The organism is Pollutimonas bauzanensis, from assembly GCF_900129885.1.
Taxonomy (GTDB): Bacteria; Pseudomonadota; Gammaproteobacteria; order Burkholderiales; family Burkholderiaceae_B; genus Pollutimonas; species Pollutimonas bauzanensis.
Map to the genome: position 1 here is coordinate 1 of NZ_FQXE01000030.1, position 14,017 is coordinate 14,017.

The 14,017-nt window shown below is 52.8% G+C and carries 13 protein-coding genes and 2 pseudogenes; 10 read left to right on the plus strand and 5 right to left on the minus strand.

Annotated elements, in window-relative coordinates:
* Nucleotides 1-39 precede the first annotated feature (39 nt).
* Nucleotides 40-1,232, minus strand: a protein-coding gene (locus tag BUB23_RS26010) for an IS3 family transposase (RefSeq protein ID WP_118996436.1) whose coding sequence is annotated in 2 segments (ribosomal slippage) — nucleotides 40-962 and nucleotides 962-1,232 — 1,194 coding nt in all. Because the reading frame shifts where the segments join, the coding sequence is not laid out codon by codon here.
* 62 nt (nucleotides 1,233-1,294) lie between these two features.
* Here BUB23_RS26010 and BUB23_RS26020 point away from each other — a divergent pair.
* Nucleotides 1,295-2,017: pseudogene (locus BUB23_RS26020) on the plus strand (IS3 family transposase); the annotation flags it as partial.
* A 51-nt stretch (nucleotides 2,018-2,068) separates the two neighbouring features.
* On the opposite strand, the gene BUB23_RS26025 reads toward BUB23_RS26020, so the two are convergent.
* The gene (locus BUB23_RS26025; protein WP_054500158.1) at nucleotides 2,069-2,503 is read right to left on the minus strand and encodes an EamA family transporter; all 435 of its coding nucleotides are present in this window, start codon (nucleotides 2,501-2,503) and stop codon (nucleotides 2,069-2,071) included.
* A gap of 206 nt (nucleotides 2,504-2,709) precedes the next feature.
* Here BUB23_RS26025 and BUB23_RS26030 point away from each other — a divergent pair, with 206 nt between their 5' ends.
* The 9 genes from BUB23_RS26030 (at nucleotide 2,710) to BUB23_RS26070 (ending at nucleotide 12,708) form a co-directional block, all read left to right on the plus strand.
* Nucleotides 2,710-3,909, plus strand: coding sequence for a glycosyltransferase family 2 protein (locus tag BUB23_RS26030; protein ID WP_082853017.1), 1,200 nt, complete (start codon nucleotides 2,710-2,712; stop codon nucleotides 3,907-3,909).
* A 106-nt stretch (nucleotides 3,910-4,015) separates the two neighbouring features.
* A complete protein-coding gene (locus tag BUB23_RS26035) occupies nucleotides 4,016-4,669 on the plus strand; it encodes a VTT domain-containing protein (RefSeq protein WP_054447325.1) in 654 nt (217 codons plus the stop codon).
* Nucleotides 4,670-4,713: 44 nt separating this feature from the next.
* A complete protein-coding gene (locus BUB23_RS26040; protein ID WP_054500160.1) occupies nucleotides 4,714-5,421 on the plus strand; it encodes a response regulator transcription factor in 708 nt (235 codons plus the stop codon).
* Nucleotides 5,421-6,704 carry a sensor histidine kinase gene (locus tag BUB23_RS26045; protein WP_054447324.1) on the plus strand — a complete coding sequence of 428 codons (1,284 nt, stop codon included), beginning with the start codon at nucleotides 5,421-5,423 and terminating at the stop codon, nucleotides 6,702-6,704. The genes BUB23_RS26040 and BUB23_RS26045 overlap by 1 nt, the downstream gene beginning before the upstream one ends.
* 380 nt (nucleotides 6,705-7,084) lie before the next feature.
* Nucleotides 7,085-8,995, plus strand: a complete 1,911-nt coding sequence (locus BUB23_RS26050; RefSeq protein ID WP_054447323.1) for an LTA synthase family protein — start codon at nucleotides 7,085-7,087, stop codon at nucleotides 8,993-8,995.
* A 187-nt stretch (nucleotides 8,996-9,182) separates the two neighbouring features.
* Entirely contained in the window at nucleotides 9,183-9,644 is a 462-nt protein-coding gene (locus BUB23_RS26055; protein WP_123786095.1) for a GtrA family protein, read from the plus strand.
* Nucleotides 9,628-10,680 (plus strand): glycosyltransferase family 2 protein, encoded by a 1,053-nt coding sequence (locus BUB23_RS26060; protein ID WP_054447322.1) that lies wholly within the window; start codon nucleotides 9,628-9,630, stop codon nucleotides 10,678-10,680. The genes BUB23_RS26055 and BUB23_RS26060 overlap by 17 nt, the downstream gene beginning before the upstream one ends.
* Entirely contained in the window at nucleotides 10,664-12,262 is a 1,599-nt protein-coding gene (locus BUB23_RS26065; RefSeq protein WP_082388665.1) for an ArnT family glycosyltransferase, read from the plus strand. The genes BUB23_RS26060 and BUB23_RS26065 overlap by 17 nt, the downstream gene beginning before the upstream one ends.
* Before the next feature lie 77 nt (nucleotides 12,263-12,339).
* Complete coding sequence (locus tag BUB23_RS26070; protein WP_073110278.1) at nucleotides 12,340-12,708, plus strand: diacylglycerol kinase; 369 nt, start codon at nucleotides 12,340-12,342, stop codon at nucleotides 12,706-12,708.
* 315 nt (nucleotides 12,709-13,023) lie between these two features.
* Here the strand turns inward: BUB23_RS26070 and BUB23_RS26075 are convergent, their stop codons facing one another.
* The 3 genes and pseudogenes from BUB23_RS26075 to BUB23_RS26085 form a co-directional block, all read right to left on the minus strand.
* On the minus strand, nucleotides 13,024-13,314 hold the full coding sequence (locus BUB23_RS26075) for a transcriptional repressor (RefSeq protein WP_054500161.1): 291 nt from the start codon (nucleotides 13,312-13,314) through the stop codon (nucleotides 13,024-13,026).
* Nucleotides 13,304-13,549 (minus strand): annotated as a pseudogene (locus tag BUB23_RS26080) (alpha-hydroxy-acid oxidizing protein); the annotation flags it as partial. The gene BUB23_RS26075 and the pseudogene BUB23_RS26080, both read right to left, overlap by 11 nt.
* Before the next feature lie 194 nt (nucleotides 13,550-13,743).
* On the minus strand, nucleotides 13,744-14,017 hold a 274-nt coding region (locus BUB23_RS26085), incomplete at its 5' end, for an ATP-binding protein (protein WP_178372404.1).

Consider the following 14,017-nt stretch of genomic DNA (forward strand, 5'->3'; position numbering starts at 1 on the left):
TGATATTGCCCCCGTTTCTCGTAGTCCTTAGCCTCGGGTTCAGGCAGCGACCTTATATTGGCTCGCATGCCAGCGTTCTTCATATTCCATCGGACTCGTATAGCCCAATGCCGAATGCAGTCGTCGGTGGTTATAGAATGTTATCCAGTCCATCACAGCAGCCGTAGCGACTCGGTGGGAAGCGAATTTCCGCCCCTCCAAACTCGCCAGCTTGAGGCGGGCCCAGAAGCTTTCTATCGGGGCGCTATCCCAACAATCCCCCTTCCTGCTCATTGAGGCACGTATCTGCCGGGTGCGCAATATTTGCTGGAACTCATGGCTGCAATATTGACTACCTCTGTCGCTATCGAATATCAGCCCAGGCGCCGGCAGTCTGCGCAGGTACGCCATTTCCAGGGCATCCTTCACCAGGCTGGTCTGCATGTGGGGCTTGATGCTCCATCCTACGATCTTTCGACTGAACAAGTCGAGCACGGTCGCCAGATACAGCCAACCCTGCTCTGTCGGCAAATACGTGATGTCACCACACCAGATCTGATCTGGTGCAGGAGGATTGAATTGCCGCTGTACCAGATTCGGGGCCACCGGCAGCGCATGCTTGCTGTCGGTCGTGGAAGCATACTTGCGTTTGACCCTGCCACGCACGCCATGGGCTTGCATCAGCAGCCGCACCCGTTCCTTGCCTACACGCAGCCCTCGGCGACGCAGCTCCTGATGGATTCGTGGCCAACCATATTCCCCCTTGACCTCGCGGTGGATGGCTCGGATGTGAACCAACACCCGCTCATCCGGCAGCCGCCTGCGCGTCGGTCCGCCGCAACAGCGCTGCCAACCGTAGTAGCCGCTCTCACTGACTCCCAGCACCCGGCAAATCGCCCGGACAGGCCAGTGTCCCTTCATTTCTTGAATCCAGGCGTACTTTGCAGCGTGTCCTGCGCAAAGTACGCCGCGGCTTTTTTTGCTATATCGCGCTCCATCCTCAGCTGCACGACCTCCGCCCGTAAACGGGCAATCTCCATTTGCTCGGCCGACACAGCACCGGGAGCCGTCGTCGGTGTTGCGACGACACCCAGCTCACCGCGTTGTTGCTGGCGAACCCAATTACCTAAACTGGCCTTTGGGATGCCCAGCGAGCTGGCCACCGAGCCCACAGACGCCCCCGCCAGCACCTGCCGGACACTTTCCTCTTTGAATTCCTGCGTGTACCTTGCACGCCTTCTCGAATCTGACATTCCTTGCTCCTTCTTTCCAATTTAACTGGAACTAAGGACTCCGTCATTCGGGGGCAAGCTCATATCGGTACGTCGCCAAGATCGACGCCGAGAACGAGGAGATCGCAAACTGGCTGCTTCGCCTGACGGACAACCACCGCAACTGGGGCTTTGGGTTGTGCTTTCTGTACCTGCGTAATGTCCGCGGCTTCCGGTGGAACCACAAGCGTGTGTACCGGATCTACCGCGAGCTCGAATTGAACTTGCGGATCAAACCGCGCAAACGGCTGGTTCGGCAGGCGCCCGAGTCGTTGACGGTACCGTCCCAGGTCAACCAGGTGTGGTCGATGGACTTCATGCACGACCAACTTGCCGACGGACGTAGCATCCGAGTGCTGAACGTGATCGACGACTTTAACCGCGAGGCGCTGGGCATCGAGGTCGACTTCTCGCTGCCTTCAGAACGTGTGATTCGCACGCTCAAGCAGATCATTGGCTGGCGAGGAAAACCCTCGGCGATTCGTTGCGACAACGGTCCGGAGTACCTGAGTGCGGCCATTGTGCAGTGGGCAGGCACATGGGGCATCAAGCTCGAATATATTCAACCGGGCCGACCCCAGCAGAACGCCTACGTCGAGCGATTCAACCGGACCGTTCGCTACGAATGGCTGTCCCAATATCATTGGGACGATCTGGATCACGTTCAGCGTGTCGCCACGCAGTGGATGTGGTCCTACAATCACGAGCGCCCGAACATGGCACTGGGCGGATTTACCCCGAAACAGCGGCTCGCCATGGCCGCATAGCGTTCCTACTTCTGGCAAACGCTAAAAATGGGGGGATTACCCGTCGACGCGCTAGCGCTTGAAGGCAAGCAAAAGGACACCGCCGGCGACCATAGCGATACCGAACCATTCACGTAGCGACGGCCGCTCACCCAAGAATGTGAATGCAAACACGGCAACCAGGACTAGACTAAGCTTATCAACGGGCGCCACCTTGGAGGCGTCGCCTATTTTGAGGGCACGAAAATAACATACCCAAGACGCCCCTGTCGCCAGGCCAGACAATCCAAGAAATAGCCAGGTCTTGGGCGAAAGCTCTAGTGGATTGGCCCATTTACCCGTGTAAACCACGAACAAAGACAGTACAACGATAATTATCACCGTACGGATCAATGTGGCTAGATCCGAATCGACGTCTTGAATACCAATCTTGGCAAAAATGGCGGTTAGTGCCGCAAAAACGGCAGATAAAAGTGCCCAAAAAAACCACCCGGTAGATGTCGCCATATTTTCCAAACCTTGTAAGGCCCGTGGTGAACGGGCAGACACACAGCACCGCGCGGTTATGCGCCCGCTAGCGAGTTAATTCATGTGGGCAGGTACAAATCCAGCGGAGTGGCTACAACATTTTGATATTAAATTGATAAATAGTTGATAATTTCTTGTTTGTAACTGTTCTACCCTGCCGTATACGAACACAACGCAGGCGAGACATGTCACCCTTAAACCGTTCTCAAGCTACTGTCGGCATAAGCCAACGCCTTGACGGACAATCGATCCCGATAAGGCTGTGCCACTCCAAAGAAAATCCAAAGAATATATATTCAAGGTTTTCGTATGGGCCTAACGCTAGAACGGTCGTTCAGCGACCTCTCGTACATAGCGTCAAAGAAACAATCCTTACCTCGACAAAAACGCCAGAACTGGCGGAAACGATCCCGAACGATCATTCCGAATCCTCCAGCGAAGACAAGCTGGAATTGTCCATTGTCCTCCCCCTGCGCAATGAATCTGAGGTTATTGTCCAAATATACCGGCAACTAACAACGGTTATCATGCCACTGGAGATTCGCTATGAGCTGGTGTTCGTAGACGACGGTAGTAACGATAACACCATTGATGAGCTGTCGAACATTGCACGTGACGATCCGTTCGTTGTCGTGGTTGTCCTTACTCGCCATTTTGGGAAAGAAGCGGCCCTAGCCGCCGGATTGGCCGAAGCAAGCGGCCAAGCGGTCGTCATCATGGATGCGGACTTACAAGACCCCCCTGAACGTATCCCCGAAATGCTAACGGCATGGCGCGAGGGCGCCGATGTGGTGCACATGCGTCGCCAGCATAAGATCGCTAGCTCAACACTCGGACGGTTGGGGAGCCGTAGTCTTCACCGTATACTGGACGCGATCGGGGATGTGGGGATGCCCGAAAGCCGCGTCGACTTCATGCTTTATAGTCGAAAGGCTGTGGACGCCCTGAGTCTCGTGGTCCATCGAAAGCGGTATATGCAGGCAATGTTCGACTGGGTAGGCGCGAGCCAAATCGTCATCGAGTATGAGAGGCTGCCACGCGCCGCGGGTTACTCCAAATGGTGTCTCCCGACGTTTCTAGGATTCTACCCAGATGGCACCAGCAACTATCTCGATGCGATGCTGCGGGTCATGATGTCCCTCGGACTGTTAGGCACGCTAACCAGTCTGCTCTATGTTTGCTACAACATTATAAAAGCAACAGCGCTAGGTTCTCTTCCGGAGGTCAAACCAGTAGCAATGTCCAATCAAGTTCTATTCTGGAGCGTAGTGTTTTTTTTAGTTGGTGGTCTAGGAAAATCCATCAGCCGTGCGCGTTTTCATCCTAAACGTCCTCAATACTTGGTCAAGGAAGTTATGCGTTTTCATAGGCCCTCGTCGTTATAGTCGCTGCGAGAAGAAGACTCCGTCTTCGACACTTGGAACAAAACCGTAGGGTCGCTTTCTGACGCAACAGCCCTCCAACCACAATACTTTAACGATAAGATTATCTATGTTGAGCTTGATACTTGACTGGTTCCTTCATCTCGATACACACCTTGGCGCATTGGCCGCGAATCATGGAACCTTTGTCTACTTGGCGTTGTTTGCCGTGATTTTCATCGAGACCGGCATCGTCGTGATGCCGTTCCTTCCGGGAGACTCTCTACTATTCGTAGCCGGCGCATTAGCGGCGCAACAAGCTTTGGATCTTCCTATTCTGGTTCCATTTCTGGCTGTGGCCGCCATCGCAGGCGACACCGTGAACTACGCCGTGGGTAGTACGGTTCGCAAACGTACGGTCGATACAGCCCGGTTGCGCTTACTGAAGCCCGAGTATGTCGAACGGACGAATCTGTTTTTTGAGCGGCATGGTCGCAAGACTATCGTGCTTGCTCGCTTCGTTCCCATTGTTCGCACGATAGCACCTTTCATCGCAGCGTTTGGAAAGATGGACTATGGGATTTTCCTGAAATACAACATCATTGGAGCTCTCTTTTGGGTCGTCTCGCTTGTTGGCGCGGGTTACGCACTGGGAACCCTTCCCATTGTGAGCGATCACCTCAACACGATCTTGCTAGGTATCGTGCTGCTGTCTTTTCTGCCAGGCGTTATCAGTAAAATGAGACGTTCCATAGGGGCGAAAGAAAGAAAAGGAAACGCATGAACAACGGCTACACACTCAACAGAAAATCATACTAGATAACCGACATGTCTCTAGAGCACTCAATACGGATGCTAATCGTCGAGGATCACGCGGGTCTGGCCACCAACCTGCTAGAGTTCTTCGATAATAGCCGATATGTATTAGATTTCGCCTCCGACGGCCTGACGGCCATTCATCTGATCGCCACCAACGAATACGATGTCATTATTCTGGATGTCATGCTGCCGGGGCTGTCTGGATTTGAAGTGTGCCGCCGTATTCGGAGTGACATTCATTGCTCGACTCCAGTCATTATCATGACATCGAAAGATCAATTGCAAGACAAGGAGGAGGGCTTTACCGTTGGTGCGGACGATTACGTTGTCAAGCCATTTAATCTACGTGAATTGCAATTAAGAGTAGACGCACTATATCGACGCAAAGCTGGATTTTCCAGAACCCCGGAAATCGGCATCCCGGGAATCCACTTTAATCCCGGCACGTTTATGGTACGCACCGACAATGGAGAACAGCTCGAACTATCAGGCATAGCAGCACGCATTTTCGAGGAGCTAATCAGGGCGTACCCCAATTTTCTTTCGTACACTGAGCTTCAAGATCGGGTGTGGGGCGAGCGAGAAGTCGATATGAATACTCTGCGCACCCATGTGTACTCCCTTCGCAAGTTGCTGCAAGATACATTTCAATATCCAATGATCAAGACCATGCATGGACGTGGTTACAGACTTCTTACGCCACACCAAGATAGCTGATGCAACATAAGTCAATTTCCCGTCGGGTTTATCGCGCCATACTGGCAGTCAGTGTGGTCAGCATGGTCGTCATGGTCATGACCGTGCTGCTCGTCAACGAAGATCTTGAACACACGATGCTTGACGTGGAGTTCGCTCAAGAGCGCGACTTCATTCTCATGAACAATACGGGCGAGGACGTGCTGGTATGGGACACACCGAACCTGGCGGTGGTGTTCATCCCCTCGGGCAAGCCACGCCCTAAAGTCTTACCGCCCGTATTTCGTGGATTGCCCGACAACTATTCAGCGGAGATCAAGCTTGGGGCTGAAACCTATCTTGTGACAGTGAGCAAAGTTGAAACGGGTCTACTTTATGTTGCCAAGAACATCACGCACTTTGAAGATCGGGAAGCGCTGTTCGAAATAGCTTTGATCATTATGACGCTGGTCATTATCGCGTTCAGTTTGCTGCTTGCGGTATTGAGTAGCCGACGCATTGTTAGGCCGTTGAGGTTGTTATCCGAGCGGATAAGTCGTATTCCAGTTGGAGCTAACATGCCTCGGATGGAAACCGACTATGCGGATGCCGAATTGCATTCTATCGCGATGACATTTAATCGGTTCCTGGATGAACTTGAATCCTACGTACAAAGAGAACAGTCTCTCTTGAGTTTGGCCAGCCATGAATTGCGCACGCCAATCGCCGTAATGTCGGGTGCCATCGATATTCTGGAGCAGCGCAATCAGCTAACGCCTAACGACCAGGCCACGCTCGGGCGTGTACGCAGGTCGTGTGACGAAATGCGGGACAACGTTAGTATCTTGCTTAAGCTTGCTCGCCGCGCTTCCGCCGATCAAAATCAAGAAGTATTTGACGTAGACCTCGTTGCTCAGGAGGTAATCGAGGATCTGAAGATCAGTCACCATGCAGGAGAGCGTGTGACGCTCGACGCACAATCCCCATTGACGATCAATACGGATCCCATCATGGTGCGTATGTTGCTGCGAAATCTTATACAGAACGCCGTCCAGCATACCCAAAGCGACATACGTGTAACGATATCGGAAAACGCAATAGCAATTGAGGACCAAGGTTCTGGCCTCACCGCCGAGCAGCAAGCTATTCTTCGGGGTGAGAGAAAAATTGTATCCGACGGATCGACACTTACAGGATTAGGGCTCTATATCGTGACGCTGATGACCGAAAGGCTGGGCTGGCAACTAGATATCACGCAGAACGACAACAATGGCACGAGAATCCTCCTAAATCCGAAGGGCGGCGCCATGGGCGTCCGAAACTGAACAGTACGCTGCCAATCCGTCCATGCGTATGACGGGTCGCTCTTCAAGGATGCACTGAAGTTGCCTACACATATTGGACTTTGTGGGGCGCCCCGCCTGCCTTTCATCGTCTGTCATCTCCGAGCCTAGGAACTTCGGTTGGCACCATCATACAAAGACCTCCTGATAGCTCATGCAAGAGTCTGCCTTCCACAGCCAACAAGATCAATTTGATGAAATTTTGATTTTTTCTTGATGAATTCTTGTTGTCGCTCCTTGTACTCTTTTCGGTAGATTTACCATAACCTCAACATGGTCGCTATCTAGCATGTGATGTGCAAAAGACGGCGTATTTGTTGCCGCGCCCTTGCTGGCTAGCACTGCATGACCGATAACTCTAAATGCGTGGACATACCCTAGCTTTTATCGCTACCAGCTTTTGCTTTCTGACACTTTGCCGCCTTCTGCTTTGCGCATGGCAGTGGCAACGTATCCAAGCCGCCGGCGGCCTATGGCCGGTGCTGAAGGGCGGCCTACGCATAGACGCGGCCCAGATTGCCATGCTTTCGGGAATTCCGTTGATTCTTGGACCCTGGTTAGGCCACTATCCATTTGCCGGCACGATCACCGTGAGCTGGCTTCTCATTGCATGGTTTGTACTCGTCCTACTGGAAGCATCGACCCCGCAATTCATTTTCGAATACGATACCCGTCCCAACCGTCTCTATGTGGAATACCTCAAACATCCCAAAGAGGTTTTCAGCATGCTGTGGAAAGGATATCGGCTAGCGATTTCCGGCGCACTTTTGTCAATCGCGCTACTGATGTGGGTGGGCTACCTATTGTTCGGCCAAGATCAAGTCGATGCACCGCTCCTATGGCGGCAACGAATCTTCTACACGCTCATTGCTGTGCCCCTTATCTTCCTGGCCATTCGCGGTACGTTGGGCCACCGGCCAATCAACCCATCCACCGTGGCATACTGCGGCGACGGCATGCTCAACACGTTGCCGCTCAACTCGCTTTACAGCGTTCTCTACGCTATTTACAGCATGAAGAATGAACGTTCAGCCTCGGACGTGTACGGCAAGCTTGCCAATGAGCAAGTCAGCGAGGAGGTCAATCTGCGCGCGGGCATCATCCCGTGCTACGCCGATATTCCGTCGCTCCACATCCAAGAGCCCACATGCAAGCGAACAAAGCCGTTGAACCTGGTGATGATCGTCGAAGAGAGCCTAGGCGCTCAGTATGTGAAGAACCTCGGTGGGAGCGGGTTGACGCCCTGCATCGATGATCTGGCAACCGAAAGCTGGAACTTCAGGCGTGCCTACGCAACGGGTACGCGATCGGTTCGCGGTCTTGAGGCCCTCGTCTCAGGGTTTCCGCCCACCATTTCAGATGCCGCCTTGCGTCTATCAGGGGCTCAACGAAATTTTTTCACGCTCGCCCAGGTACTCAAGCAGCATGATTACCGATCTCGATTCATCTATGGAGGAGAAGCCCACTTCGATAATATGAAGAGTTTCTTCCTGGGCAACGGCTTTGACGAGCTGCACGATTTGCCCACTTTCGACGAACCCGCCTTCGTCGGGACATGGGGCGCCTCCGACGAAGACATGTTCAACAAGCTCGATGCGCTGTTGAGCAATCCACCCAGCCAGCCAACATTCAGTCTCGCGTTTTCCGTGAGCAATCACTCTCCCTGGGAGTATCCCCAAGGACGGATCGAGGTCAACGACGACCCGGCGACCATCGAAAATACCGTTCGTTATGCTGATTGGGCGCTAGGGAAATTTTTTGAAAAAGCCAAAGCATCCGACTACTGGAAGGATACCGTCTTTCTCGTGGTGGCAGATCATGACTCACGCGTATTCGGCGCAAACCTTGTTCCGTTGAGGCATTTTCATATACCAGCGCTTATCCTTGGAGCCGACATTCAGCCACGACAAGACGATCGCATCATTAGCCAGATCGACTTACCCACGACGCTACTCTCTCTGATTGGGGTTCTTTGCGAGCACCCTATGATCGGGCGCGATCTCACGAAGGCGGACTGCAACCGAGCGATGATGCAGTATGGGGAGAACTATGGCTATCTCAAGGGCGACAAGCTCCTTGTTCTAGAACCACACCGGGCGCCCACTCAGTACGAGTACGCTGCACCTGCTTCTTACACCCCACAGAGCGTTGAGGACTCATTGTTCAAGGAAGCACTGAGTCATGTGCTCTGGCCCACGTGGGCGTACAAGAACCATTACTACACGCTCCCACATCTACGCCCCGCGCTTCCAACTGCGCAATCGCTTCCCTAGCGCGACTCTCCATACTCGTATTTCGGCCTATGCCGGCCACTTCTTTTATGCATGGCGTCTCAAGCTGTTCTTGCGTGCTTGCTCCTGGCAAGCTCGATCGTCCCTTGATGAAATCTTGATCTTTGATTGACGATTTCTTGTTGTCGGTCTTCGTATTCTTGCTCCATTGCAACAATGGATAAATTGAGTGACGACATTGAGAGCCATCTCGCCAAAAAAACAAACCAGCTCGCAGCGATTCCCTAATAGCTCCGGGACCGCTGCCGCATCGCTCTGTGCCCAAGTCACCCTGTTCTTGGCCTCAGGAGGCCTTGCCACCTTCATCCATTGGACTTCAATGGTCCTACTGGTCTGGGGAGGCTTGACGCCGGTTTTAGCCACCATCATCGGCGCGTTCGTTGGATCCATCTTCAACTACTGGCTCCAGTTTTACTGGACGTTCAAAGGTAATGGTATCCACGGTATGGCCATCCCAGCCTATATCTGCACGGTGTTTCTGGGCTGGTGCGTCAATGCCGTGCTTTTCTACATTCTTACCTCTTTCGCTCATATGGGCTTAGTTCTGGCGCAGCTCTCCGCCACCGCCGCGGTCGCCGTCATGAATTTCATTGCTTATAAGAAGGTTGTGTTCCATGAACGCTTTAGTTGAAAGCTGGCGCCCCGAATCTCAAAGGGAGAGCAAGATCGAATTGTCGATCGTGATTCCTCTCTATAACGAGTACGAAGTGATCACAATGATGCACGAGCGTTTGAGTGCCGTGCTCGCCAGTCTGGATATTTCTTACCAGCTGGTTCTGATCGACGATGGCAGCCGTGACGGTACCCCGAACATGTTGAACCGGCTGGCCGAAGTGGATTCCGCTGTGAAAGCTGTATTCCTAAGCAGAAACTTTGGAAAAGAGGCCGCGCTTACAGCGGGTCTAGATCATGCCGCAGGGGATGCAGTCATTATTATGGATGCCGACTTGCAGGACCCCCCGGAACTCATTCCAGAAATGCTGCGTGCCTGGAAGGGCGGTGCAGACGTAGTCTGCATGCGTCGGCGCTCAAGAGCCGGGGAAAGCTGGCTCAAGCGCTACAGCGCACATCGTTTCTACCGGGTGCTTAACGCCATCAGCGAAGTGGATATTCCTGCTGATACGGGCGACTTTCGCTTACTCAGCCGAAAAGCCGTCGACGCATTGAGCCAATTGAACGAACGCAACCGTTATATGAAAGGCTTGTTCGCCTGGATCGGCTTGCCCACCACCGTGATTGAATATGATCGCCTGCCACGCGCAGCGGGTGTGACCAAATGGGACTATCTAAGTCTATTCAACTTGGCCTTCCAGGGGATTACCTCCTTCTCGACGGCGCCGCTGCGTCTGGCGATGGCAGCCGGCCTTTTGACTGCGCTCTTTGGTGTCCTCTTCACTCTGTGGATTGTGTTCAAGGCGCTTGTCTTGGGCGACCCCGTGCAGGGATACCCTTCGCTTATTTCCATGATCACAATCCTGGGCGGTGCCCAATTACTTTCCATCGGCCTTCTTGGCGAATACCTAGGCAAAACGTATTACGAAACCAAGCAACGTCCAGTGTATCTAGTTCGTGAGGTAGTAAGCCGTCGCAATACCGTCAACGAAAGAGAGAGCACTCCCCCCTCGACCGCAACTGCAGGAAAAGAGTCGTATGCAACGTATAAGTAGGAGCACGTGGATAGTTTTATTGGCTGCGGTGTTATTGCCACTCGTCTCAATGATCATCGTGCCGTTCTATGATACGAGTGAGCCTCGTTATGCCGAAATTGCCCGCATCATGGCGCAATCAGACGATTGGATAACGCCCTGGTTCAGCCCTGAGCTGCCTTTCTGGGGCAAGCCCCCCCTTTCATTCTGGGCACAGGCGCTATCCATGAAGTTATTTGGCTTCACCGAGTTTGCAGCGCGTTTTCCTTCCTGGTTATGCCTGATTCTATCCAACGCCATACTCTTGGCAGGGCTGCGGTTAATACATGGCTCACGCGTTGCGCTTTTGGCCGCAATCGTCTATAGCACGTGTCTGCTCGTCTACATCAGCTCGGGCGCCGTACTCACTGACCCATTTCTCGCACTTGGCACCACCTTGTCTCTGGTTTCATTCGCTGTGGTCGTCCACGAGCCCGAGCAGCGCGTAGCAGGAACTGGCAATCCTGTAGGAAAGTCGGCCGGCGTCGGGCCAGCGCGGGGCTCCGTGTGGTGGCAATATGGGTTCTTCTTGGGCCTGGCTGTTGGCTTGCTAGCCAAAGGGCCTTTGGCTGCGGTACTCAGCTTCGCGCCGATAGCGGTTTGGTACTTGCTGAACAGAAGGAGGGGCTCTCTGGTTTCAGCGCTACCCTGGGCTAAAGGTCTAGCCTTAGTGGCTGCAATAAGTCTGCCCTGGTACGTTGTAGCTGAAATCAAGACGCCAGGCTTTCTGGATTACTTCATCGTGGGCGAGCACTTTCGACGCTTCCTAGATCCGGGCTGGAAGGGCGATCTATATGGAACCGCCCACAAACAGGCATACGGAACAATATGGCTCTGTTGGCTGCAAGCATCCTTTCCCTGGGGCATTATGGTGCTAGCAACATTCGTTGGGGCGTTTGTTAGCATGCGCCTGCGTTCTGCGGTACGAATCGCCAGCACAACATCGTTGTTTTACTACTGGCTGGCTGGCGCTGTCGTCACACCGTTATTCTTTACATTCTCTGCCAACATACTTTGGACTTACGTGCTTCCTTCGTTGGCCGGATTTAGTGTCTTGACTGCAATTCTCGCAGATCATATATACAGACAACTAGGCTTATCCAGGCGCGGGTTTCTAATTACCGCAGGAATCGTTCCAGTCGCCGTTCTTGTGTTGAGTGCCGTCGTTTGGGCTAATCCCAATCTGGGGAATACAGAACGGGAACTAATACGCTACGCGAGACAAGACGGTAACTTTACAATTCCATTGGTTTATTTATCGAAGATCCCTTTCTCAGCACAGTTCTACTCGGCAGGGAGGGCACGGGAAATTCAGCAATCAGATCTTGGGAACGCAATCAAATGCGGCACGCCCTTCTATTTGGCAATCCCCAAAGAAAGGCAATCGATCGTTGCAAAGATGACGAGCAAGCCACTTATTGCGCTTTACTCAAACAAGCGATACATCTTAGTGAAGATATCACCGCTCTCCAATTGCAGCGCTCAAGTTATAGCAAAACAGAAACCGATCAGCTTGCAACTAAAGCATCTCCCAAGTAACGAAGGCTCAATCATCATTAATTGAGAGGGCGTGGGATTTCATGCCAACAGAGTTCGTGCGTTATCGCTCTCATTCGAATAACTCCTTCGCACCCATTTCCCATGTATTCACCTTACAAAAGCAAGGGCGGATTTTCGCGTCTGCTTAGCGCTCTACGCTACTCAATCCAGGGACTGATTATCGCAGTCAAGCATGAGGCCGCCTTTCGGCAAGAGTTAATCCTTGCGGTTGTGCTCACCCCTGTGGCACTATGGATAAGTGAGAACGTTTTTGAAGCCGTACTACTGATAGGTTCACTTCTCTTTGTGTTGATTATCGAACTATTGAACTCAGCACTGGAGGCGGTCGCTGATACGATCACCATAGATCACCATCCCATGATAGGACGAGCCAAGGATTTAGGAAGTGCTGCTGTGCTGCTATCACTTACTATGGCGTCCCTGATTTGGATAGGTGTGATTTTGGCGTAAATCCGTTCCTGCTAGGTAGTGCAGGTTAATAGGCGCTCTCACTCAGCGTATACAAGGCCAGCATAGAAAGAACATGTGTGGTGTTGCAGAATGAAGTACAGCGTCAGGGAACCGCTCTCTTTTTCATTCGATCACCACCGGCCTCTTTTTTCCCAGGATTGATGCTTTGTCCTTGCACCGATAGCGTGTAATCGGACATCTTGAAGCCATGCTTTTGGCAAAAAACTTCAACAGCACGCTCAAGTTCGGGATCGAAAAGCCAATGCTCCGTGCCGGAATCTTGACATACTATTCTTTGACGGAACTTCCTGGATGTTAAATAATAATGTGTTTTCCAGCGACTCTGCAGGTCGAGAGTAGTTCTGCAGTTGTAAGTCGCTTGAGCGCCGCATATATGGACGACATAGCAATATCCAACCCATTACCAACAAGGTAACGCTTGATCTCCATGGCTATTATGGGTCGATCCGACTGAGCAATGACCCTCCATACGACCATGCGCGGCATGGTCGTAGCCACGCCTGCCTCTTTCATGACCTGCGCTGCCGAGCGGAGCGGATCGGCGTCAATACGAGCCCGGGGCAGCGAGAAGCTCCTATCTGCCATGATTCTCTCCTCTGGTCAATAACCTTGTTGCGTCGATCTCCGAGACCGTCCTACAACTCGCTAACACCATGGCGGCCTCCAGCTCGGTGCGCAATATGTTCAGCACATGGGCGACCCCGGTGGCGCCTGCCACGGCTAGCCCGTGTAGGACGGGGCGGCCCACTAACACCGCGTCCGCCCCCAAGGCCAGCATCTTGAAGACATCTGTTCCTCGGCGGATGCCGCCGTCCGCCAGGGTAATCCTCCCGCAAAAGCGTTGAGGTCAGAAGTAGAATTTTCTCGTTGAGGAGTTCTACAGCATGAAGAAGTCACGATTCACGGACAGCCAGATCATCGAAGCCATCAAACGTGTCAACGCCGGTTTAAAACTGACCCACTTTCCGGCTTTTCGGCCGGAGTAAAACTGACCCACCCGGGCCTCCAATTTTCTTAAGCTTTTGCCTTCACCTGGCCGGCTTTGCGTTTATCTTTAAGCCGGTAACTTTCTCCGGCGATCTGAACAATATGCGCGTGGTGCAGCAGGCGATCGAGCATGGCAGCCGTTAAGGTCTGGTCGTCGGCGAACGCTGAAGACCACTGCCCGAAGGGCAGATTGCTGGTCAAGATAATGCTGGCGCGTTCATAGCGCTTGGCGACCACGTTAAAGAATAAATTTGCTTCCTCGCGTCCGAAGGGTAAATAGCCAATCTCATCAATGATCAAG

Coding starts and splice junctions, on each gene's coding strand:
- BUB23_RS26025 (WP_054500158.1), bottom strand. CDS start 2,503: ATGGCGACATCTACCGGGTGGTTTTTTTGGGCACTTTTATCTGCCGTT.
- BUB23_RS26030 (WP_082853017.1), top strand. CDS start 2,710: ATGTCACCCTTAAACCGTTCTCAAGCTACTGTCGGCATAAGCCAACGC.
- BUB23_RS26035 (WP_054447325.1), top strand. CDS start 4,016: ATGTTGAGCTTGATACTTGACTGGTTCCTTCATCTCGATACACACCTT.
- BUB23_RS26040 (WP_054500160.1), top strand. CDS start 4,714: ATGTCTCTAGAGCACTCAATACGGATGCTAATCGTCGAGGATCACGCG.
- BUB23_RS26045 (WP_054447324.1), top strand. CDS start 5,421: ATGCAACATAAGTCAATTTCCCGTCGGGTTTATCGCGCCATACTGGCA.
- BUB23_RS26050 (WP_054447323.1), top strand. CDS start 7,085: ATGCGTGGACATACCCTAGCTTTTATCGCTACCAGCTTTTGCTTTCTG.
- BUB23_RS26060 (WP_054447322.1), top strand. CDS start 9,628: ATGAACGCTTTAGTTGAAAGCTGGCGCCCCGAATCTCAAAGGGAGAGC.
- BUB23_RS26065 (WP_082388665.1), top strand. CDS start 10,664: ATGCAACGTATAAGTAGGAGCACGTGGATAGTTTTATTGGCTGCGGTG.
- BUB23_RS26070 (WP_073110278.1), top strand. CDS start 12,340: ATGTATTCACCTTACAAAAGCAAGGGCGGATTTTCGCGTCTGCTTAGC.
- BUB23_RS26075 (WP_054500161.1), bottom strand. CDS start 13,314: ATGGCAGATAGGAGCTTCTCGCTGCCCCGGGCTCGTATTGACGCCGAT.